Annotated in this window: 20 protein-coding genes; 1 reads left to right on the forward strand and 19 read right to left on the reverse strand. The window is 36.5% G+C overall.

All coding sequences use genetic code 11. The annotated features are described in order from the left end of the window. The 3 genes from H8R24_RS06235 to H8R24_RS06245 form a co-directional block, all read right to left on the reverse strand. Positions 1-2,208 carry a fibronectin type III domain-containing protein gene (locus tag H8R24_RS06235; protein ID WP_187017748.1) on the reverse strand — a complete coding sequence of 736 codons (2,208 nt, stop codon included), beginning with the start codon at positions 2,206-2,208 and terminating at the stop codon, positions 1-3. Between the two features lie 66 nt (positions 2,209-2,274). Continuing rightward, entirely contained in the window at positions 2,275-7,104 is a 4,830-nt protein-coding gene (locus tag H8R24_RS06240; protein WP_187017747.1) for a hypothetical protein, read from the reverse strand. 569 nt (positions 7,105-7,673) lie between these two features. Further along, a complete protein-coding gene (locus tag H8R24_RS06245; protein WP_187017746.1) occupies positions 7,674-8,546 on the reverse strand; it encodes an AraC family transcriptional regulator in 873 nt (290 codons plus the stop codon). 184 nt (positions 8,547-8,730) lie between these two features. Here H8R24_RS06245 and H8R24_RS06250 point away from each other — a divergent pair, with 184 nt between their 5' ends. Then, positions 8,731-9,327, forward strand: a complete 597-nt coding sequence (locus H8R24_RS06250) for a FimB/Mfa2 family fimbrial subunit (RefSeq protein WP_187017745.1) — start codon at positions 8,731-8,733, stop codon at positions 9,325-9,327. 82 nt (positions 9,328-9,409) lie between these two features. Here the strand turns inward: H8R24_RS06250 and H8R24_RS06255 are convergent, their stop codons facing one another. The 16 genes from H8R24_RS06255 to H8R24_RS06330 form a co-directional block, all read right to left on the reverse strand. After that, positions 9,410-10,126 (reverse strand): DsbA family oxidoreductase, encoded by a 717-nt coding sequence (locus H8R24_RS06255; protein ID WP_187017744.1) that lies wholly within the window; start codon positions 10,124-10,126, stop codon positions 9,410-9,412. Positions 10,127-10,297: 171 nt separating this feature from the next. Further along, a complete protein-coding gene (locus H8R24_RS06260; protein WP_187017743.1) occupies positions 10,298-11,671 on the reverse strand; it encodes an NADH-quinone oxidoreductase subunit N in 1,374 nt (457 codons plus the stop codon). Positions 11,672-11,850: 179 nt separating this feature from the next. Then, a complete protein-coding gene (locus H8R24_RS06265; protein WP_187017742.1) occupies positions 11,851-13,290 on the reverse strand; it encodes a complex I subunit 4 family protein in 1,440 nt (479 codons plus the stop codon). 9 nt (positions 13,291-13,299) lie between these two features. Further along, entirely contained in the window at positions 13,300-15,183 is a 1,884-nt protein-coding gene (gene nuoL / locus H8R24_RS06270; RefSeq protein ID WP_187017741.1) for an NADH-quinone oxidoreductase subunit L, read from the reverse strand. A 6-nt stretch (positions 15,184-15,189) separates the two neighbouring features. Beyond that, complete coding sequence (nuoK, locus tag H8R24_RS06275; protein ID WP_187017740.1) at positions 15,190-15,510, reverse strand: NADH-quinone oxidoreductase subunit NuoK; 321 nt, start codon at positions 15,508-15,510, stop codon at positions 15,190-15,192. Between the two features lies 1 nt (position 15,511). Continuing rightward, a complete protein-coding gene (locus tag H8R24_RS06280; RefSeq protein ID WP_187017739.1) occupies positions 15,512-16,024 on the reverse strand; it encodes an NADH-quinone oxidoreductase subunit J family protein in 513 nt (170 codons plus the stop codon). Further along, entirely contained in the window at positions 16,024-16,569 is a 546-nt protein-coding gene (locus tag H8R24_RS06285; protein WP_187017738.1) for a NuoI/complex I 23 kDa subunit family protein, read from the reverse strand. Before H8R24_RS06285 ends, H8R24_RS06280 begins: the two co-directional genes overlap by 1 nt. 115 nt (positions 16,570-16,684) lie before the next feature. Further along, the gene (gene nuoH, locus H8R24_RS06290; protein WP_187017755.1) at positions 16,685-17,737 is read right to left on the reverse strand and encodes an NADH-quinone oxidoreductase subunit NuoH; all 1,053 of its coding nucleotides are present in this window, start codon (positions 17,735-17,737) and stop codon (positions 16,685-16,687) included. A 6-nt stretch (positions 17,738-17,743) separates the two neighbouring features. After that, positions 17,744-18,793, reverse strand: a complete 1,050-nt coding sequence (locus H8R24_RS06295) for a 2Fe-2S iron-sulfur cluster-binding protein (protein WP_187017737.1) — start codon at positions 18,791-18,793, stop codon at positions 17,744-17,746. Between the two features lie 82 nt (positions 18,794-18,875). Beyond that, complete coding sequence (gene nuoF, locus H8R24_RS06300) at positions 18,876-20,243, reverse strand: NADH-quinone oxidoreductase subunit NuoF (RefSeq protein ID WP_187017736.1); 1,368 nt, start codon at positions 20,241-20,243, stop codon at positions 18,876-18,878. A gap of 1 nt (position 20,244) precedes the next feature. After that, a complete protein-coding gene (locus H8R24_RS06305) occupies positions 20,245-20,775 on the reverse strand; it encodes an NADH-quinone oxidoreductase subunit NuoE family protein (protein WP_187017735.1) in 531 nt (176 codons plus the stop codon). Positions 20,776-20,795: 20 nt separating this feature from the next. Continuing rightward, positions 20,796-22,034 carry an NADH-quinone oxidoreductase subunit D gene (locus H8R24_RS06310; protein ID WP_187017734.1) on the reverse strand — a complete coding sequence of 413 codons (1,239 nt, stop codon included), beginning with the start codon at positions 22,032-22,034 and terminating at the stop codon, positions 20,796-20,798. A 32-nt stretch (positions 22,035-22,066) separates the two neighbouring features. Then, a complete protein-coding gene (locus H8R24_RS06315; protein WP_187017733.1) occupies positions 22,067-22,588 on the reverse strand; it encodes an NADH-quinone oxidoreductase subunit C in 522 nt (173 codons plus the stop codon). A 4-nt stretch (positions 22,589-22,592) separates the two neighbouring features. Continuing rightward, complete coding sequence (locus H8R24_RS06320; protein WP_187017732.1) at positions 22,593-23,141, reverse strand: NADH-quinone oxidoreductase subunit B; 549 nt, start codon at positions 23,139-23,141, stop codon at positions 22,593-22,595. 65 nt (positions 23,142-23,206) lie between these two features. Continuing rightward, complete coding sequence (locus tag H8R24_RS06325) at positions 23,207-23,572, reverse strand: NADH-quinone oxidoreductase subunit A (RefSeq protein WP_187017731.1); 366 nt, start codon at positions 23,570-23,572, stop codon at positions 23,207-23,209. 235 nt (positions 23,573-23,807) lie between these two features. Next, entirely contained in the window at positions 23,808-24,002 is a 195-nt protein-coding gene (locus tag H8R24_RS06330) for a cold-shock protein (protein ID WP_007137066.1), read from the reverse strand. Positions 24,003-24,098: the final 96 nt, after the last annotated feature.

Genomic DNA, 24,098 nt, shown 5'->3' on the forward strand with positions numbered 1-24,098 from the left:
TTAATATTTTACATTCAGTTTAGTGATTTCACTCATGCGTCCATCTTTAAACACCGCTCTAAATAAGTAAGTGTATTCATTATTGGGTTTAACCTGCTCATCAACTATGCGGTTTACGGTGGGCAATACATTGCGAAACAAGGTGATGGGTTTGTCTTTCTCTCCCTTATAAATAGCTATTTCGGCAACATTTACCTCTTTGTATAGCGACCAGTATAGTTCAATGTAATGGTTGGTTTTGTCAACAAAACTATTCAAGCCTCTTATGGCAGGCGGCAAGCTTGTTTTAGGAATAATTACGGTTAAGGCTGGCGCTTGATCTGATTGTAAGCCACTATCGTCTACTGCCACAATTGTGTAGCTGTATTGATTGCCCTCGACAACTTGATCATCAGTCCAGGTTTCAGTAGGCAGTTTTTCAGTTTGAGCTGTCTCCGTATTGTTCACCGCTGACTGCTTACTACTTTCCTCCCCCTGCTTACTGCCCCCTGCCGACTGTCCTCTGCTTACTGTCGACTGCCGACTGCTGACTGTATGCAATAAAACCCAATCGGGACTATTTTCTTCTTTTCTATAGATTTCATGTTTAACTACATCTTCACTAGAGCTGCTTGTCCAGTCCATAATCACTTTACTATCCTTTATTTGATAGGCTTTAAAAATGGGTTGGGTGGGTTTTATAAAATCGGGCTTTTTTAATTCTAAAATATCTGAGGGCTCAGACATATTAAAACGTTGGTCAACAGCAACTAGGGTGTAGTACACCTTTGTGTTTAAGTTTTTTACTCCTACACTGTCCAAGTACACCGTTGTTAAATGTGGAGAAATTGTTATTTGAGAGTATTCTTCGTTTCTATTGTTTCCTCTAAATATGCGGTATCCTAAAATGTCTTTGTCTTTGTTAGCCTCCCATTGCAAGCGTACTACACCCAAGCTATCAATAGTCCCTTTAAAACCCATTGGTTTTACTGGCGGAATCGAATCTACGGGTTGTACCAAAGCAGGAAACGAGGTGCGATTACTGCCGTTTAGGCCTATGGCTGTTATTGTTAAATAGTTAGTAGGTTGTAGATTGTCATACAATATTTTACGGGCGTTGGGTGGTATGTTTTTAACAATTACTTTATAGTCGCCGTTTACTTTGTCAGAACGGTTTAGTTCAAAGCCCTTGATTTCTTTATTGCCTTCTTCTAGGAAATCCCATTCTAATATAATACGCTTGTCGTCCAAGTAATTCTTGGTAGTAATGTGCGGTACAAAAGCAAGTAATTTTTCGCCTTTACCAAATACTATAGCAGAGGCTGGGCTTGTTTCTCCAAAAATGGTTTTACCTAGGATGCGATAGTGATAGGTTTGACCGTTACTAATAGAGTCAATATAAAACATACGTTTGGCATCTGATTTGTCACTATTGTTTAAAGTGGTTATAGGTAAATCATTGAGTCTTTTAAATGTAATACCATCATCAGATCGTTCTATAAAATAGCTGTTGTACAATTGTTTGTGGATGGCGTAGTTCCAGCTTAACATTGTTTTTCCTTCCAGGAAAGTCCCAGATAAATCAAGTGGTTTAGGCAGTGCTTCATAATCTTGCATTCCAATAAAAACTCCACCGTCCTTAATAAGCAGTTCAGTCTGGGGTACTAATGAGGTTAGTTTATAAACATATTTCTCATTAGCATTTACCTCTGTGTCTATATAGCCTAATCCTGCCATTTGTGCCGTTTCAAAGTCTTGATCTGTGGCATATAATCCCCAAGTAAAACGTTGTTCTTGCTCTTCGGATAGATTAATGATGGATTGAAGATCTTTAATACCACCCAATTCAAACTTTTCACCATATAAGGACTGTCCCATTACAGCAGCATTGTCATTGGTCTCGATTATTTTTGCCCATTGGTCTAAAGGTTTCGGTTTAAAGATTCCAAGTTTTTTTTCAATAGGCTGCGCCAAAGTTATTTTATTCCGTATGATGGTGTAACGCTTTAGTTCATAACCGTAACTATTTAATTTTCGCCAAGCTTTGGCCGTAGTAACAGCCCAACGCAACATGATTTTCCCGTCTTGTTTAGGTCTTGCTGTTACCATAATTTGAGGTTCTGGAGCGCTAAGAGAATCTTTTTGCTGCGCATCAACTCCTGTTGCAATAAAACAAAATGCAAGGATTAGTAGAACTAATAGGCTTCTGTTTCTTTTATTTAAATTCATATTATAATGAGTTTGCTTCTTTGTTTTAACTTTTTTTGTGATCCACTTTGTCTCTTATACACATCCTTAAAATGGATTCGTATATGTGAATATTGCCGAACTTCCTTTTATGTTTCCAGGCAAGGTGTATTGCATTTTGATCTTGTAATCGCCTCTTTTTATTGACGGGAATACACCGTTGATGATGTAATTATATTTTTGTATCTCAGTTTGATATTGCGAACTTTTGTTTAAATAAGTATTGACTATTTTATACTGAATATCCATAAAATCTTGTTTGTAGTACAATGGTAAGTTATATCGATACGGCATCCTTACATCCAGTAAAGGGAAAGTAGGATTGTTGTCTAAGTAACTCGAGTACCACGTTAAGACGTCAATTCCTTTTTTAGGAACAATTCCCAATAGATCCGTGTTTCTATTTACTGTAAACTGTGGTTGCAATGGATACCCTTGATATATTAAAGGGTAAATGCTATTGGTAAAATAGTTGTCATCTAACACGGCTTCTACGTTGATCATAGGTGCGTAATTAGTTGTTGGTCCTCCTATAAGTTCTGTCAAGCCAAATCTTTCAGTGACTTTTACATCCGTTTGAATAGCATGAACATCAGAGTAGATAGGTTCTAAATAATTGTTAGTTACTTTTTTATCTTGCACTTTATCAGCAAAGGTGTTGTACGCACTGGTCGAAAAATTGTAAACTAATACGTCTACCGTCGTTGCATCTTTGCTTACGGATTCGGCTTCACGATTCTTAACTTCAATGGAATTTCCTTCCTGGCCTGTACTAGTAGCTGTATACTTTACCTCTTTTACAGTGGTATTGCTAGCTTGGGCTGGAGGTGTGCTAATGATTCTAATTGTATATTTTTTACTGTTGGTCATTTTTGCAAAATTGAACTGTAATTGCCTTTGCGCTTGATCGTAAGCAAGTCCAGATGCTTTGACGGTACCTGCGTCACTTTCAAAATTAATCTGCTGTGTCCAGTTGGATACCGGCGGAAACAAGTACGGTTGCCCTCTTTTTAACTTCAGATAACCGCTGTTGCGTTCTGATTGATAAAAGTATTGTTGGTCTACAATAGGGTATGAGTATTCAATATTACTAATAGGAATGTAATCTGGTGCCTCTCCTGTAGTGAAAATTATATCTTTTACTTCTTTGGCAACTTGACCGTCTTGGGTTAATGTAACCCATGATTGTCCTTTCATCTCTTGGAAACTTACCGCTACACTCACCGCAATTGGGCTGTTTGGAGGTAAAATATCTGTTGAAATAAAGTTAGCCGCATCCTTACTTTCATTCCATACAATAGTTCCTTCAATAGGTTTGCCATTTGTAGTAACGGTATATTTATCAAGAAGAATACGATAGGTTTTAGTTCCTTTGTCATCCTCTAACTCAAAAGGGGTGTTAATTCGAGTATTGAATACTACTTGTGGTACTGTAAATACGTCTACGCCTGTTGTTCCTTCTTTTGGATTGATATCTGAAATAATTTTCATACCTCCCAATGGGGCGCCACCTATTAACTCACATTCTTTACCAAGTTCGATTTTGAATCTAAAACGTCCTTTTACCATTCCACCTAGTAGATCAAAATAGCCCCCCATGTATCCTCTAAACCAAGAAGGATTGGGTAGTTTTGCTTGCATTAGTACAGCAGCTCCGGCTTTGATGATAGGTATCTTTTTGCGAACAAATAGTAATTTTACATTAATACCTAACTCTCCTTGTAAATAAACATAAGCTTGTCCATTGGCGTACCATCCATCGATACCGATGGGTCCGGTTCCTTCGCATGCCGCTTCACCGTAGTCTTTGATCATGATATCAAAACCTAGACCAGCTTGAAAACGGGCGTAAAACACCAAAAATGACATATCGCCAGTGTCTAGACTTAAATTCATTCCAAACGCAAAACCACGTCCATCTCCAAGTGCGTTTAAGTCACGCATGTAATCTAAAGTTTGCATATCGACGCCAAGGATTTCGGCTACAATTGCTGGCGGTGGTGGGCTTCCGGGTATATTGTCTCCAATCATTAGATAAGAGGTGGCTTCAAGTTTAAAGCTTCCCAAACCTAGTTTTAAGCCAACTCTATCCGTTGGAGTTCCTGCATGTAAGTACCATTCGTCACGTCCGGCATGAAACACAGCCCATCCCGCACGTCCTTTAGGCCCTACACCTTGAAAGAACCCTCCAGGAGTATTAATAAATATTTCCATTTCACTATGAAAAACGTGATTTTGAAAATCCATTTCCATGGAAAAATTTGCATCAATTCCAACATCAAAGCTTAGTCCGTCTTGTGGAAATGCTACTTTACTGTATTCCACAAGGTTAGATTCTTTTAATTTGTCCATCGGAAGGTTTTTGTCGCCAAAATCGTTGATTTTGTTTTCCATTTTGGTCAACTTTTCTTTGAATTTATCTCCAAATTTGAAGTCTAATGCTTTTACGATATGACCTTCCCCAAAGAAAGAGACTCTGTTTAGTCCACCATGCGTATTGAATGCCATTTCAAATCCTACTTTACCATTAAAGGCTTTTTCATTTGCGAGCGCAAACCCTATCAAAGCTCTAAAGCCTAATCCTGAGTTGACATCTGGTATGTACGATAATCCAGATGGTATTCCAGCGGAGTATTCGTTTGGTTTCTTTGTCATTTTGTAGTATGCTCCACCTCCAAAACCGTTTACTATTGCGGGCCCAATGTATACTTTTACGGGTGAATTGGATAGATCAACATAAGCATCTACGTACCAGTATCTAAAGTCAGTTTTTCCAAACCAAGCAGAAGCAGAGACCTTTACGCTATTGAAATCGGCGTCTAATTTTCCGTAGAATCCGTTGCCATATACTGGGTCGTTATCCTTGATATCTACAAACCCCTTCATTTTTATAGCACCAAGGTCAGCTTCTATGGAAATTCTGTTGATTTTTATGCGGTCGTATTTCCATCGGTTTAGCCCTTGGTCTTCTTTAAAACTTGCAATAACGGAAAGTGACGTGCCCCCTGCAAAGCCGCCTGACATCATATTCACATCAATTGCAAAATGTAGTGAAGCTTCGGTATCGTTAGCAGTCAAGCCTATTTCTGAAATTGTAACGGGAAAGTTGGCAAATTTAACCTCGCCAGCATATCCTAGATAGTCAACTTTGAAGTATGGACTTTCTGTTTGAAGTTGCAGGTTCTGGAATGTAACTCCTTTAAAGTCAACTGTTTTTTTTGTTGAGTCTTCCGCGGCTGTTGCATTGGCTGGGGGAGTGGTAGCTGTGGCTGTTGTCGCTCCTGTTGTAGTTGTTGTAGCATTACTAGCTTGAATTGCAAGACTGCCATGTAGCACTGCTCTTGGTCTGAATTTTTTATCCTTAACCCGTAATTCTATGTACGAGTCGGGTGTTAAAGTAGCTGTGGCTTGGAATACATTAAAAGATATTGGGTTTTTTGAAGAAACTTTGAGTAAGTATTCATCATTTGTGGGGTCTATGATTGCGCTGTATACCAATGCTTTTTGTTTTGCAGCTGTCGCGTCTTTGGCTTGAGCTTCTTCTTTAGTCACTTCGCTTGATACAGGTAATACAATGCTACCATTAAATCCTGCTCCAGTAAGGTTGTTTGTGACAAAGGTGGCTTCTATATGATCTACTGAGAATTGCCATTTTGATGCATCTCCCTCAGTTATAGGTAGAATATGATCAACAGAAAATTTACCAGAAACCCCAAGTCCATCAATCAGTAGGTCTGTGGCCTGGAATACCACTCGTTCTTTACTGGCTCTTTTTTTAAATTGTTCAGGCAGTACTACTTTTAGCGTCTTTACGTAAATACCTCTCCATAATTGTTCATTTCCGGGGATTAGAAATTTTTGATATTCAGTAGGGAATTTTACTTCTGGCGAATTACGAATGTCACTAAAATCAAATACAGCTGTGTTCAATTCAAAAATAAGTCCAGCCTTACCTGTACCGTCAGTACTTTTGTCCTTAGTTAATTGAAAAGGAGGTAATGTTATTTCTACAAGTATGTCGCTCCAGTCGCTAACGATTGTTTTAAAATGTCCTGTTACAAGGGAGGAAAGGTAATCTTTGTCTCCAGTTTTTAGTTCGGGTTTTACACGATAAGTGGCATCTACAGGCTCAAGCATTTTTCTAGAAAACAAGACATCGGCTGTAATACCTAATTCTTTAAACCCACTACAATCAATTGTGACATAAGTTTGATTTTTGATGTCACCTGTTTTCATGTCTAGTCCACCTTTCAATACTACCATAGTATTGCCTCCTTGAATAGGAATAGGCATGTCACCAAGGAGGACTAAATTAGCTTCTCCATAGATTCCTCCTTTGTGTGATAGTTTTATATTATTGGCACCAAAGAATAATTGTTTCTGCCTTCCTTGTGCGTCCGTTTGTTGTATGGTGATTTTTACAAAGGCAGTGATTTCAGTATATTCGGGTGTAAAGCGAGCTTTGCTAATTCCTAAGGTATAAGTAACATTACCAATCTTTTTTTTGATTCCAACAGGAAGGGTAATTAAGTCATCTGGAGATACAAGATCAATAAAATTTTGACTAGTTTCTAGATCATCCATTACTGCTTTTGCTTGAAGGATCTTTTCATTAGTTACTGTATCGGTAACAAAATGTTGCTTAATATATGACTCATCAAATGTGTTGATTAAGTTTCTTACATTTCTTTCAGTAAAAGTATTTAATCCTGAAATTGTGTTTGATTGGTTCACCTTGGCGGAAAGCTGCGATTTTTTCGGTGATTTAATTGGATCGTACTTCGTTGTTGTACTAGCTGACATTGTAAAGGCAAAGAAGAACAAAATGTAAAATAGGGTAATTTTTCTTATCATAGATTGTTTTACTAATGTTGTCATTAAGTTTAATGTAGTGGAGGTCTTGCTTGCCTTTTTTAATTATTCTTCAATCAATTATTTTGTCAATGTATTTATGTAAGAAATGAGATGTTGATTATTGAATTTTTAATTAATTCAAGCAAAATCAATTTCATTCCTCATTTTAGTTTAAAAATAAAATCATTTTTTTTAATTTAAGCATTGAAAATCAAGGTTTAAAATTCTTTTTATTCTAAAATTCAGTCAAACATAATCAAAATTTTTTTCTATTTTTAGTTTTTTTTAATATTTTTAAACTTACAAATTTAATATGTTTTTTTGTAGTATATTTTGGGACGTGCGGTCGATTATTTATGGAGCTTATAGGAGTTATTAAGGGAGATAACAAAGGGGCTTTTCTTGACGTAAGTTAAGAGAGGGAACAATTTTTTAGAGTGGATACATTTTGGTGTTGTATGCTTGACACAAATAGTTTGTTAGATGACGTTTTTTATGCTGTAAAGTAGGATGTAATGAATGGGTATAGTATTTAGTTTATGGTGGTCTGAAGTACAATGCTAACTTTCTTAGCATCATCATTCAATAGTTGCTTACCCAATATAGGAACGCAGCTCTTGGCGGTATTGGGAGGCGCTTTTACCAGTGAAATCTTTGAATGATTTATTGAAGTGGCCAAAGTTATTGAAACCACTTTCGTATGAGATTTCGGTGATGCTGATGGGTTTTTCGGCTAATAGTTTGGAGGCGTGTACTAAACGGTAATCGTTGACAAATTTGGTAAATGTTTTATTGGTTATTTTTTTAAAATAACGGCAAAAAGAGGGAACAGTCATGGCAACGAGTTCGGCAATGTCATCTAGGCTTATGTTTTCTTGGAAATGTTCCTTTACATAGTTGTATACCATATTCATACGATCGTTATCTTGCATTTGCATTTCGATCGAAGATCCCTTTGCATGCAATAGCGTGCTATCGTTTGTCATCGCTAGTTCGTTCAAGATGGCTATTAAGCCTAGTAATCGTTCCATTTGTGTTTGGTTTGATAGTGCTTTCAACCGTGGGCCAAGTGCAGTAATGGTTTCTTGGCCAAACGATATTCCTTGATCGGCTTTATGGAATAAAGTTTTAATGTTGGCCATTTGAGGAAGGTCTAGAAATGTTGTGCCTAAAAAATCTGGTTTTAGTTGGATGACGGTTTCTCTCTTGTTTTCACTTTCTTGACCGATGAAGCCACAATGTGGCAAATTACTACCTATAAGTATAAGATCGCCATTGTTGAAATACGAAATGTGGTTTCCCACCTGTCTTTTACCTGAACCACCATGTATGTATACAAGTTCAATTTCAGGATGGTAATGCCAACTGTTGCTGTGACTTTCTATATCTTGATCTCTATTGGATAGTGAGAATGAGTTTCCAAACGTAGGGGCTATAATTTTAAGGCTTGGTATTATAGGTCTCATTGTTGTTGTTTTAGTATTGATGCAAAGGTAGGGTTTGTTGCGAATAGTTCAATGTTTTTAACCTTTATCGATTTCGTAAAAGGTAAAATAACGTAGAATGATGAAAATCCTGCATTATATTCAACAAAATTGTCGCCGTAGATTTGTAATAGTTAAAAGGATTATAAATCTAAAAACTCAAATTATGAAAAAGATTCTAAAATTCAGTTTAGTAGTAGTAGCATTATTAATGGCTATGAATGTAAGTGCATCAGAAAACAACTTTTCGTTGGATGTAAAAAAAGGACAAGGAAAGACGGTAAATTTTGCTCTTAGCGAGTCAAATAAAGTGGTTTTATCAATTTATGATCTAGAAGGTAAGTTGATTCATAAAGAAAATGTGGAAGGTCAGGGTGTAATTAACCGTACTTATAAATTGGATGCGTTGCCGGTAGGTACTTATTTCCTTTTTGCCGAGTCGGATGCTAAGGTGATGAAGTACGAGATTGTAGTGGCTGGTGATACAGCGGTTCTTTCATCGACTCCGGTTTCTGAGGTGTATAAACCAGTGTTCGCAAAGGCAGATGGAGTAGTGTCTATTCGTGTTGCTAATGAAAAGCGAACTCCTGTCAATATCCAGATTTATAATGAAGGAAATGAGATGGTATATAGTGGCGCTGTTGCAAATGAAACCAAAATCGAAAAACTATTTGATATCAATAAAGCACCGTATGAAAAGTATACTTTTATTGTAAGTTATGATGGTGATAAGGTTTTTGAAAAAACAGTATCGGCGAAGTAATTGTCATTTTTGGTTAAAAAAAGTAGAGGCTGTCTTTTCGGACAGCCTCTTTTTTATGTTGTAATTGGACTAACTAATGGAATTAGTTACAGCCGTCGATGCCACAGTTTTCACCTTCGTTGGTGTTTAGTACGGTAATTTTTGAAGCAAAATCGCCTTCGGACCAAACGCGGTCTAAGGTTTGTACAAAAGTTTCAACATGTTGCGCTCCCGAAACGGCGTATTTGTTGTCAAACACAAAAAAGGGTACGCCTTGAACTCCGATGCTTTGCGCCATTGTGATGTCTTGCTGTACTTCATTTGCGTAAGCGTCAGACTCTAAAACAGCTGCTATTGCTGCAGCATCAAGTCCTACACTTAACCCTAGTTGAGTTAATACAGTTTTATCATCAATGTTTAAACCATCCGTTAAGTAGGCTTTGAATAATAGTTCTTTTAATGCGTCGGCTATATGGTGCTGTTTGGCTAAGTGCAGTAAACGGTGGGCATTAAAAGAGTTGGCCATAACGGCTTTTTCAAAATGAAAGTCTAATCCTGAGTTTTTGGCGTTTTGAGTCATGCTGTCCATCATCTCTTGTGCCCAGTCGATGTCTTTTCTGTATTTTTCGGCTAGATGCTCGGCTAGATTATCTTCTGGTGAAGCAACAAAATTAGCGTCAAGCTGAAAACTTTTCCATTCTATTTCAACGGCATCTTTGTGCGCAAATTGCGCCAATGCACCTTCGATTCTTCTTTTTCCTATATAGCAATACGGACACATAATATCCGACCAGATTTGTACTTTGAGTTTATTTTCCATTATAATTCTATTTTAAACTATTTTGTTTGTATATACAAATGTACAAAATCATTTTTGGAGAATGAGGTCATTTAGGGTTTTATTAAGACATGGCAATCGGGTTGGGGTAGTTTATAAAAACAAAAAACCCGTCAAAATGGCTTTTGACGGGTCTTGTAAATTGTGTGTGCTTTATGAAGCTAGTAAGTCCAATACTAAAGACGGAAACATACCTAGAGCAATGTTTAGTACAATTGCTACAACGGCAACCGCATAAATTACTACCGGTGTTCCAGTTCTTGTTTCGTTTGGCTCTTTGGTATACATCGCTAGGATTAATTTAAAGTAGTAACCTACGCTTATAATCGAGTTGATTACCGCAACGATCACTAGTGCGATAAACCCTGCTTGGATCGTTTGTGTGAACAAAACCATTTTGGCAAAGAAACCTGCAAAAATAGGAATACCAGCCATAGACAATAGCGCAGCAGTTAAAATTGCGGCTAACAGCGGATTGGTTTTTCCTAAACCGTGAAAGTTAGTTACGTCTTCGTTTTCAGTATTTTTGCATACATATAGAATCACACTAAAAGCAGCGATTCCTGCTAATGCATACGCTGATGTGTAATATAATAAAGTTCCTGCGGCATTTGTAGTACTTAGCAAAGTCATGATCATAAACCCAGCGTGCGAGATTCCAGAGAATGCAAGCATACGTTTTACATTGACTTGACGCAGTGCCATGATGTTACCTACAGTCATAGACGCCATAGAGATGATCACTATTACATGTTGAAAGCCTTCTGAAATCTCGGCATTCATAACAGTGATTAATTTGTATAAAGTAGCGATAGCAACCACTTTGGCCAATGTACTCATTAAAGCCGTTGTCAATGCTGGTGCACCTTCGTACACATCTGGCGCCCAGAAGTGGAAAGGGACAGCTGCGATTTTGAAAAACATTCCGATAGTTACCAACGCGATTCCAATAGGAAACCAAACCGGTAACTCGGCTGATCTTGACATTTCGCTAATTTCGGTTACATCAAATGTTCCCATTGCGCCGTAAATTAAACAGATACCAAATAATATGATTCCTGATGCAAATGATCCCATCAAGAAATATTTTAAACCTGCTTCATTGCTTTTTAGACTCAAACGGCTGCTTGCTGCTAAAATGTATAGCGCAATAGATAAAACTTCGATTCCTAAAAAGAACATCGCTAAGTTTCCAAAAGAAACCATAGCTACCGCCCCTGCTAGTAAAAATACTTTTATCGCAATAAAATCGGATATTTTAGATGGTTGATTTTCGTAGAATTTATGACCCAATGCCACTAAAAAAATGGTCAGAATGATAAATAAACCAGAGAAGGCCGATGAAAATTTGGTTACAATAATCATGTTATTGTAATACGCTTCTGGAGCATTAAACTCAGAGGCGTCTAGACCAAGAACCGCCAATAAACCAAGAATGGTTACAGGAACAATGGCTTTTCTTAATTCGAAAATTTCAAATAAAAGGCATAAAACACCTAATCCTATTATAGCTATTAATGTATTCATTTTGATTTTAGATTTAGGAATTGAGAGTTTAGATGTCGAATGTTACATTCTGATCTTCGGTCTACTATTTACCTATTTTATTTTTATTATTATTTACTATTCTTTATTTTCAACTTTTCATGGTCCAAAATACCTTAATGGTTCGTTTTGGGACAATGACTAGGCTTACCTTTTTATGTTTAAGCTCTATTGATCACCTTGATAATGTTTTCTAAACTTGGCGTAATAAGGTCTGTTATTGGTTTTGGATACAATCCAAAGAAGAATAACAGTGCGATGATCAACACTAATGCCAATCCTTCGTTTAGTGATACGTCGGCAAAAGCCTTAGTATTTGTTTCACCAAGCATTACTTGTTGGTACATTTTCAACATATAATAAGCACCTAAGATGATTGTTGTTCCTCCTAAAATAGCAAACCAAACATTGATTTGAGATAAACTGTATAAAACCGTAAACTCACCCACAAAGTTAAAAGTAGTAGGTAAGGCAACGGATGCCAATACCAAAATCATAAACATCGAAGCAAATTTTGGTGATTGTGTGCGTATTCCGCCCATTTCGGCAATGGTTCCTGTTGCATATCTTCTGTAAATGATTTCAGAAACAAAGAACAAACCTACAACTACAAAACCGTGAGCAATCATTTGTAAAACTGCTCCGCGCAATCCGTCGATTGTTAAGGTATAAGTTCCTGCAGCAATTAACCCAACGTGAGCTAATGAAGAGTAAGCTAATAGTTTTTTCAAGTCTTTTTGTCTCAAAGCGACAATTGAACCGTAGATTACTCCCGCAATTCCTAGAGCGATAAAGATGTTCATGTATTCTTTGGCTGCAAGTGGAGCAATTGGCAACTGCCAACGAATCACACTATACAATCCCATTTTTAACATGATACCAGATAATAACATCGTACCTACAGCGGGTGCTTTTTGGTACACATTAGCTTGCCAAGTATGGAAAGGAATAATTGGAATTTTAATAGCATAAGCCAAGAAGAAAGCCAAGAATATCCACAACTGCTCTGTTGCTGATAAATTTAATTTGTATAAATCTTCAATCAAGAACGAACCTGCTTTTTGATATAAATAGATAAACGCAACAAGCATGAATAACGATCCTGCAAGGGTGTAGATAAAGAATTTCACTACCGCTTTTTTACGTTCTTCGGCATCACCGTTACCCCAAATTAAAGCGATAAAGTAAATAGGAATCAATGATAATTCCCAGAAGATGTAATATAAAAGACCATCTGCAGCAAGGAATGTTCCTACCATTGCAAATGACATGAATAAGATTAGTGCATAAAATGCTTTGGCATTTTTATGTTCCGTACCAAATGAAGTGAATATAATAATGGGTGTCAATGCTGCTGTCAATAACACCATAGCCATAGATAAACCATCTGCATTTAATGAAAATGAAACATGAGGCTGGTTGATCCATTGGCTTAAAAAGCTAATGTTTTCTCCCAGGTTAAAATGGTTTAATAATACAACCGAACATCCTAAGGCAGCTATTCCAAAGAACAAAGCCACTTTTGATGCTAGTTTATCACCAGCGATGTAAGTTGCAAATGCGCCAACTAAAAGTATAATTAATATTAGAGATACATTCATAGTATAAAATTATTGAGCTAAAAATAAATAGGTGATGATGGCACAAATGCCCAATACAAAAGCAAAAAGATAACGTCCGATACTTCCGTTTTGTATTTTTTTACCTTGAAAACCTAGTTCGTTGGTTACTTTTCCTAAACCAAATACCAAAGAAGATAATGTAGTTTCTACATATTGGTTAAAGAATTTAGATAAGCTATTGATTGACTGTACAAATATAGCATCGTATATTTCATCGACATAGTATTTATTGTAAAGTACTTTGGCAAATCCCGTGATTTGTGAATCTTCTTCGGGTACGATATTTTGTTTGATGTATTTGGCGTAAGCAATCCCTATTCCGATTAATCCTCCCAATACAGCAACCGCCATTAATGCATATTCGGTTGTGCCAAAGTGGTGTGCTTCATGTGATGCTTTCGCAAACAAAGGCGCCAAGTATTCATTTAACCAGCTATTCGTTGGTAAACTAATCAATCCTCCTATAGTAGCTAATATTGCCAACACAATTAAGGGGAAAGTGATTAATGAAGGGCTTTCGTGTAAATGGCTTTTTTGTTCTGCTGTACCTCTAAATTCGTTGAAGAAAGTAAGGTATAATAAACGGAACATATAAAAAGCAGTCATTAATGACGCTAGCGATGCAATGATCCACAATACTTTGTTGTGTTCAAATGCGACCATTAAGATTTCATCTTTCGAGAAAAACCCTGAAAAAGGAGGGATTCCAGATATAGCTAGTGATGAGATCAAGAAAGTAAAGAAGGTAATGCCCATTACTTTTTTCAATCCACCCATTTTACGCATGTCTTGTTCACCATGTAAAGCGTGAATCACAGATCCTGAACCTAGGAACAAACAAGCTTTAAAGAAAGCGTGCGTGATCACATGGAAAACGGCTACTTCATAAGCACCTAGTCCTAATGCTAAGAACATCAGTCCTAATTGTGAAACAGTAGAGTAGGCTAGTACTTTTTTAATATCCGTTTGAACCAATGCTATTGTTGCTGCTACTAGTGAAGTAACCGCTCCTACAATGGCAATAATGTTTTGAACATCTGGAGCCAAATCAAATAAGTAGTTCAGTCTTGTAATCATGAAGATTCCTGCTGTTACCATCGTCGCCGCGTGTATTAAAGCCGAAACCGGTGTAGGTCCTGCCATCGCATCTGGTAACCAAGTGTACAAAGGTATTTGTGCCGATTTTCCACAAGCTCCAATGAATAAAGCAAAGGCTGCTATGGAAATCCAAGTGATGTTTAAGTTGGTTGTTCCCGTGATAGCTGTTTTTAACGTAGCATAATCAAGTGTAGAGAACATCGAACCAATAATGAATATCCCGATTAGTAAACCAAGATCTCCTATTCTATTCATGATAAATGCTTTTTTAGCAGCATCGTTGAAGTCTTGGTTTTTATGCCAAAATCCAATAAGTAAGTATGAACATAATCCTACTCCTTCCCAACCAATGAATAAGACTAATAAGTTGCTACCTATTACAAGCGTTATCATAAAAAAGATAAACAGGTTTAAGTAAGCAAAGAACTTGTGCATATTCTCATCATCATGCATGTAGCTGATGGAGTATAAGTGAATCAACGAACCAATTCCGGTTACGAAAAGCAACCATAGAATAGACAATTGGTCTAAAAGAAAACCAAAATCTACTTTGAAATTACTGATCTGAATCCAATCAAACAATTGAATTTGGATCGCTTGATGCGTTTGGCTTATCTGCATGAAAAAGTAAACCGAAGTAGCAAATGAGGTTGCGACAGTCAATGTCCCAAGAATTCCAGATGCCGACTTACCAATGCTTTTCCCGAAGAAAACATTAAATAAAAATCCTATAAAAGGAGCTAATAATAAAAGTAAAGTTAAACTTGTATCCATTGAAATTTATCCTTTTAAGTTTTTTAATTTATTGATGTCAATTGAACCTAAATTTCTAAAAATCGAAACTAGAATAGCTAATCCTACTGCAACTTCTGCTGCGGCAACGGCCATAGAGAAAAATACGAAAATTTGCCCTTGTGCATCTTGATGGTAAGTAGAGAAAGCAACAAATAATAGATTCACTGCGTTAAGCATAATTTCGATTGACATAAATACGATGATAGCATTACGTCTGTATAAAACTCCAAAAACCCCAATACTGAAAAGTATGGTTGATAGAAAAATATAATTTTCGATGCCTATTTCATTTAAAATATTGTTCATGTTATTTCTCTGTTTTTTCTTTTTTAGACAATAATACAGTTCCAATCATGGCTACTAATAATAAGATCGATGCAAATTCAAAAGGAACCATATATTCGTTAAGCAGCACTTTTCCTAATACTTTGATGGATTGGTAATCTTCACCTGTACTGATGTACTCTCCAACAATAGGTTTAGAGTTGATGAAAACAGCAATCAAAACCACGCATATCAAACAAAAAGAAACCACTGCTCCCAATCGTGTAATTCTAGGTTTATGTACTTCGTTTTCCTTATTCAAGTTCATTAACATGATGGTGAATAAAAACAAAATCATGATCGCTCCCGAGTATACAATGATATGAACAATAGCCAAGAATTGCGAGTTCAATAATAAATAATGACCAGCTATTGAGAAAAAACAAATAACAAGCCATAAAGCACTATGAATTGGATTTCTACTAAAGATTGCCAAAAATGCCGTAGCCAATGTAACGGCAGCTAAAACACAAAAAATAATAAGTATAGTCGACATTAGTTAGCGTTTTTAAGTTGTGCATTTTTCATTGCGATATCTAATGGCATTACCAATTTATCTTTTCCAAAAATAAAGTCTTCTCTTTCGTAGCTTGAAGGAACCAATACTTTTGATGTAGTCAAGTAAATCGCGTCTTTTGGACAAGCCTCTTCACACAATCCACAAAAAATACAACGCAACATATTGATTTCATAAATCGAAGCATATTTTTCTTCGCGGTACAAATGTTTTTCTTCTTTTGTGCGCTCTGCAGCTTTCATGGTAATGGCTTCTGCCGGACAAGATAAAGCACACAATCCACAAGCGGTACAGTTCTCTCTTCCTTGTTCATCGCGTTTCAACATATGTTGACCACGGTAAACGGGACTCATTTCACGTACTTGTTCTGGATATTGTATTGTAACTTTTCTTGTAAATAAATGCTTGATTGTAATCATCAAACCCTTGACAATTGCAACAATGTACATTCTTTCCAAAAAACTCATCTCTTTATTAGAGACTTGCTTTTTTCTTCCCGATAAGGATATGGCTTCTATTGACATTTTTTTATTTTTATTTAAAGCTTATTCCTGCTATTCGTTTCAATCTTTACTTTTTTAAAGAAAAAAAGTAAAGGATTTCCACTGCTATCAGGGCTAGGCGTTTTTTTGATGCTATTTAAAATCCGAAATAAATGGCGATTTGATCTCTCAAAATCACAATTCCAGTGATTATAATATTGACAATTGATAGTGGAATTAATACTCTCCAACCCAAATGCATCAATTGATCGTATCTAAATCTTGGAATAGTCCATCTTACCCACATATAAAAGAAGATGAAGAAACATATTTTTGCAAATAAAACGGCAATTCCTATTACGTTAGCAATATTTACGCCCCAGTGTTCTACAGCATACTCCATTCCGGGATAGTTGTAAGCTCCAAAGAACAATACAGCTATAATAGTAGACGAGATAAACATATTTGCATATTCAGCAAATAAGTAAAAACCCATTTTCATAGATGAATATTCCGTGTGGTATCCTCCAATTAATTCACTTTCGCATTCCGCTAAGTCAAATGGAGTTCTGTTCGTTTCTGCAAAAGCACAAATTAAGAAGATGAAAAACGATAGCGGTTGGTAAAACACATTCCAGTGCATACCCGGTTGTTGAGCGGCGATTTCTCTTAAACTCAACGTTCCTGTCATCATCAATAGTGCGATAATAGACAACCCCATGGCAACTTCATAAGAAATCATTTGCGAAGCAGCACGAACCGCTCCCATCAATGAGAACTTATTATTTGATGCCCATCCACCAATCATGATTCCGTAAACTCCTACTGACATTACACCTATTACGTATAATAATGCCACATCAATATCGGTAGCTTGAAGGATGATATCTCTACCAAAAAGGTGGAATTTATCTCCCCAAGGAATTACTGCGCTGGTCATCAAAGCCGTACTCATCGCAATTGCGGGCCCTACGAAGAATAAAAATCTGTTTTTTGTGTCTGGCTCAAATTCTTCTTTCGAGAATAATTTTAAACCATCGGCAAGAGGTTGTAAAATCCCACCTTTACCTGCTCTGTTTGGTCCAATTCTATCTTGAAGCCAAGCAGCAACTTTACGTTCGGCAAGTGTAGAATACATTGCCATGACCATTGTAATTGCAAATACAACTAGAATGATGACACTTTTCTCTATAATTATAGTACTATCCATCATTTGTTAAAGATTACCGTGATTAAATTTTTCTTGATCTTCTTTATCCAATGGGATAGCCAGCATACTTATTTTTTTACGGTCTTGTTCTCTACCTTTTAAAATGCCTTCTTCGGTAGCAATCGTTACTGTGTCTAATTTTTGTGTGTAGTTGTTTTGATTGATAACCGAATCTTTATCAAATTCTCTTGGCCCTTCAATAACCCAGTCAGATGGGTCTTTGTGGTCAAAACGACAAGAATTACAAATGAATTCTTCTACTTCATGGTACACGTCTTTACGACCTGTAACTCTTTGAATTTCGTCTCCAAACATCCATACGGTTGTTTTTCCGCAACATCCAGGAGTAGTACACTCTCTATGTGCATTGTATGGTTTGTTGAACCAAACTCTCGATTTAAAACGGAATGTTTTATCGGTCAAAGCTCCTACCGGACATACATCAATCATGTTTCCAGAGAACTCATTGTCAATTGCTTTGGATATGCAAGTCGAAATGTTGGCGTGATCACCTCTATCCATTACTCCGTGAACACGGTTGTCTGTCAATTGATCTGCAACTTGTACACATCTTTGACATAAAATACAACGGTTCATGTGCAATTGAATATTTGGACCTATATCTTCTGGTTCAAATGTTCTTTTTTCTTCAATAAAACGACTTTTTGATTTTCCGTGTTCGAAGCTTAAATCTTGCAAATCGCATTCTCCAGCTTGATCACATACAGGACAATCTAAGGGGTGGTTGATCAATAAAAACTCAGTTACCGATTGACGCGCTTCACGCACACGGTCTGATTGTTTACTGTTCACTTCCATTCCGTCCATACAACCTGTTACGCACGAAGCCATTAATTTTGGCATCGGTCTTGGGTCGGCATCACTACCTTTTGCTACTTCGACTAAACAACAACGGCATTTTCCACCGCTTCCTTGTAGTTTTGAGTAATAACACATCGCTGGAGGAACTGATTCTCCACCAATCATACGTGCTGCTTGCAAGATGGTTGTTCCTGCTTCAACTTCAATTTCTTGACCGTCTATTGTTACTTTCATTTATCTTTTTGTTTAAAGTTTCAAGTTTAAAGTTTTAGGTTGTTATGCGTAAAATTTTAATTATGAAAATTTAGATACTATTTTAAACTGTTTGTTTTGTTACTAAGTGCTTTACTTGAGCAAATGGTTCTTCTACAAAGTGATTTCTGTTTTTAATTTTTTCTGGGAAACGAACATGGTATTCAAATTCATCTCTAAAATGACGAATAGCTGCTGCAACTGGCCATGAAGCAGCGTCTCCAAGTGGACAAATTGTGTTTCCTTCAATTTTACTTTGAATACTCCAAAGCAAGTCGATATCTTCTTCACGTCCTTGACCATTTTCAATACGCCACAACACTTTTTCTAACCATCCTGTTCCTTCACGACAAGGGGTACATTGACCACAACTTTCGTGGTGGTAAAAACGAGAAAAGTTCCAAGTGTTTCTTACGATGCAAGAAGTATCATTATAAACGATAAATCCTCCTGATCCTAGCATGGATCCTGTTGCAAATCCGCCATCGCTCAAAGACTCATAGGTCATTAAACGATCTTCACCGTTTGCTGTTTTATAAATCAAATCAGCTGGTAAAATGGGCACAGATGAGCCTCCAGGAACTAAAGCTTTCAAAGGTCGGTCTGAACTCATTCCGCCAAGATATTCATCAGAATTCATGAATTCATAAACAGATAATCCCAATTCGATTTCATAAACACCAGGGTTTTTAACATGCCCTGAAGCCGAAATTAATTTGGTTCCCGTCGATCTTCCTATTCCTATTGTAGCATACTCATCACCAGAATTGTTTACAATCCATGGCACCGAAGCTATTGTTTCTACATTGTTTACCACAGTTGGGTTTGCCCACAATCCAGAAACTGCTGGAAATGGTGGCTTGATACGAGGGTTTCCTCTTTTTCCTTCTAATGATTCAATCAATGCAGTCTCTTCACCACAAATGTAAGCACCAGCACCACAGTGAACATAAAGTTCTAAGTCGTAACCTGTACCTAATATATTTTTTCCTAACCAACCAGCAGCTTTCGCTTCGGCAATGGCTCTTTCTAATATTTTGTAAACCCACATGTATTCTCCACGAATGTAGATATATGAAAGGTTTGCACCCAATGCAAAGCTAGAAGTGATCATTCCTTCGATCAATAAATGAGGAATAAATTCCATCAAATAACGGTCTTTGAAAGTCCCTGGTTCTGACTCATCTGCGTTGCAAACTAAATGTCTTGGTTTTCCTGATTTTTTATCAATAAAACTCCATTTCATTCCAGCAGGGAATCCAGCACCACCACGACCACGAAGTCCTGATTTTTTTACTTCTTCAACAACTTCATCAGGAGTCATTGATTTCATAGCTTTCTCTACAGAGGCATAACCACCTTCTTTGCGGTATACTTCGTAGGTTTTGATTCCTGGTACGTTGATTTTATCTAATAATATTTTTCTTGACATCTTATTTATCGTGTAATATTATTTTATTATCTCTACAATCAGTGATTAACTGATCAATCTTGTCTTCAGTAAGGTGTTCTTTGTAAAAATCACCTAGTTGCATCATTGGAGCGTATCCACAAGCGCCTAAACATTCTACACCACGTACTTCAAATAGTCCGTCAGCAGTTGTTTCGCCTACTTTCACACCTAGTTTATCACAAGTATAATCCATCAAATCTTCGGTTCCTTTTAAACAACAAGGTGAAGTTTGACAAAATTCAAACATGTATTTTCCAATAGGTTTTGTATTGTACATAGTATAGAAAGTAACTACTTCATATACTTCTACGGGTTTAATGTGTAAGATTTCGGCAACTTTATCCTGCAATTCAATACTCAACCAGTTGTCATGCCCATCTTGCACTTCATGCAAAACGGGTAACAAAGCTGATTTGCGTTTGTCTGCGGGGTAATGACTAATTAACTCATTGATGCGAGCTATCAATGCGTCAGTCATATTTATTTCTTGTTTGTGATGTGTTCTTTCCATTTTTTTTAAATCTGAAATCTTTAAGCGTCTAATTCTCCTGCAATTACATTTAAACTTGATAAAATCACGATGGCATCAGATAATAGTGAACCTTTTATCATATCTGGGTACGCTTGATAATAAATAAAACAAGGTCTTCTAAAGTGCAATCTGTATGGTGTACGACTTCCATCAGTAACTAAATAAAAGCCTAATTCTCCATTTCCGCCTTCAACAGGATGGTAAATTTCGGCTACTGGAACTGGTACTTCACCCATTACAATTTTGAAATGGTAAATTAACGATTCCATATTGGTGTACACATCTTCTTTTGGCGGAAGGTAGTAATCTGGAACGTCAGCATGGTATTCGTTTCCTTCTGGCATTTTGGACAAAGCCTGACGAATGATGCTTAAACTTTCCCAAACCTCGGCATTACGAACGCAAAAACGATCGTACGTATCCCCTGATTTACCAACAGGAATAATAAAGTCAAAATCTTCGTAAGAACTGTAAGGTTGAGCAACACGTACATCATAATCTACACCTGCAGCACGTAAGTTAGGTCCTGTGAAACCATACGCCATAGCTTGCTCTGCAGAGATCGCTCCCACATCAACGGTTCTATCAATAAAAATTCTATTTCTTTCGAATAAGTTTTCAAATTCTTTCCAAGCAACTGGAAATTCTTCTAAAAACACATCTAATTTTCTAAATGCTTCTGCAGACCAGTCTCTTTCGAAACCACCAATTCGGCCCATATTTGTCGTTAAACGAGCACCACAAATTTCTTCGTAAATTTCGTAAACTTTTTCTCTAAATTGAAAAACATATAGGAAACCGGTATAAGCACCAGTATCTACTCCTAGAATCGAATTACAAATAATATGATCTGTAATCCTAGCTAGTTCCATTACAATAACTCTTAGATATTGGGCACGCTTTGGAACTTCAATATTTAATAGTTTTTCTAATGTCATCCACCATCCCATATTGTTGATAGGTGAGGAACAGTAGTTCATACGATCAGTAAGAGGTGTAATTTGATAAAACGGACGGTTTTCGGCAATTTTTTCAAAAGCTCTGTGAATGTAACCAATAGTTGGTTCGGCTTCTAAAATACGCTCTCCATCCATTAACAAAACGTTCTGGAAAATTCCGTGCGTAGCAGGGTGAGTAGGACCTAAGTTCAGGATTGAAAGCTCGCTTCCATCTTCATTTAGCTTCTCTTTAATTATTTTAGCATAGCGATGCTCTGGTGGTAATAATAGTTCTGACATTTATAGAATGTGAAAAATTATATATTCTGTTTTTAGCAATTGTCTATTGTTCTTCCGAAGAAACGGTCGTCTTTATCAGTTCTTCCGCCATCTTCCATTGGAAATTCTTTACGCATTGGAAAAGAAATCATTTCATCCATATTTAAAATACGTTTCAATTGTGGATGACCGATGAAGTTGATGCCATAGAAATCATACGTTTCTCTTTCCATCCAATTGGAGCTTAAGAAAATGTTTGATATTGTTTTTATTTCTGGTTTTTCACCATTAACAAAAGCTTTAATCTTGATTCTTTTGTTTTCGTACCAGTTGTGCATGTGGTAAACAATTGCAAACTGTCTGTCTACTTCGCTATCTGGATAATGAATTCCACATAAATCAGTTAAAAAGTGAAAACGCAATATAGGGTCGTTTTTCAAAAAAAGAATGACTGCCGTTATTTTATCGGAAGCTACCTCAAATGAAAACACATCTCTTTCTTGATTAAAATTGAAGACAGTTGAACCAAATGCCTCCGTCAATTTATCCTGGATTTCTATTGTTTCTAAAGCCATTTTTTTATTTGATATTATAAGAAGCCAATAATTCTTGGTATTCTGGAGAACTTCTTCTTCTTACAGACTCTGTTTTAACTAATTCTTGTAATTTCATTACTCCATCTACTATTTGTTCGGGTCTTGGCGGACAGCCAGGAACGTAAACATCTACTGGAATTACTTTGTCTATTCCTTGTAAAACCGAGTAAGTATCAAAAACACCTCCTGATGATGCACAAGCGCCTACTGCAATCACCCAGCGAGGCTCAGCCATTTGTTCGTATACTTGACGTAAAATAGGAGCCATTTTTTTAGAAATTGTTCCCATTACTAACAACATATCTGCTTGACGAGGAGAAAAACTCACACGCTCTGAACCAAATCGTGCTAAATCATAATGCGATGCCATAGTTGCCATAAACTCAATTCCACAACATGATGTTGCAAAAGGCAATGGCCAAAGTGAATTGGCACGAGCCAAACCGACAACGTCATTCAGTTTTGTAGCGAAGAATCCCTCACCTACAACACCTTCAGGAGCAGCAACCATTTTTACATTTGAATCACTCATTTTTTAATTTTTTGAATTATATATTAAAAACACAGAATTGAAATGCTGTGCTTGTAATTGTCTTTTTATTCCCAAACTAGGGCTTTCTTTTTGATAATGTAGAAAAAGCCAACTAGTAACAGTAACATGAAAATGACCATCTTGACCATTCCTTCCATTCCTAATTCCTTGAAGTTTATTGCCCATGGGTATAAGAAAATTACCTCTACATCAAATAATACAAACAAAATAGCAACAAGAAAGTATTTTACAGAGAAAGGAATACGAGCATTACCCACTGATTCAACACCACATTCAAAGTTTTTATCTTTGATCTCTGAGTTTCTTTTTGGGCCTAATTTGCCCGAAACAATGATTGTTCCTACAACAAATCCTACAGCAAGTAAAAACTGCATTAAAATAGGAAGATAATTTAGTTGGTCCGATTGCATAATTATTATTTTTAGGTACTAAAACAAGTGACAAAGATAGGTTTCAAGGAATTAAAACACAAGCCAAAACTTTAATTAAGTAGTATCGGTTTTCTGGTTAACCACTAATTTTTAATGATTATAAATAAGTCTTTTTCTTTTTGTCTGTTATTTCAAATTTTTGAGTATAAAGCAAAAAAAAACGTTTCGAACTAAATCGAAACGTTTTTGAATTCGTAGGCAAAAAATATTTTGCTTAGATAACTGCTACTTTCGCAGCAACTTTTCCTTTTCTTCCTTCTTCTTCTTCATAGCTAACTCTGTCACCTTCGCGTAATTCTTCCGCGTTGATTCCTGAAGCGTGAACAAAAATGTCTTTTCCTGTTTCTTCGTCTGTAATGAATCCGTAACCTTTTGACTCATTGAAAAATTTAACTGTACCTGTACGCATTGTAATAGTAATAATAATTTATAATGAGACAAATGTAATATTTAATATCATACGAACGATATTATTGTGAAGTTTTTTAATAAAATAATTGATATT

This window comes from Flavobacterium muglaense, from assembly GCF_014305155.1.
In the GTDB taxonomy this organism is placed as follows: Bacteria; Bacteroidota; Bacteroidia; order Flavobacteriales; family Flavobacteriaceae; genus Flavobacterium; species Flavobacterium muglaense.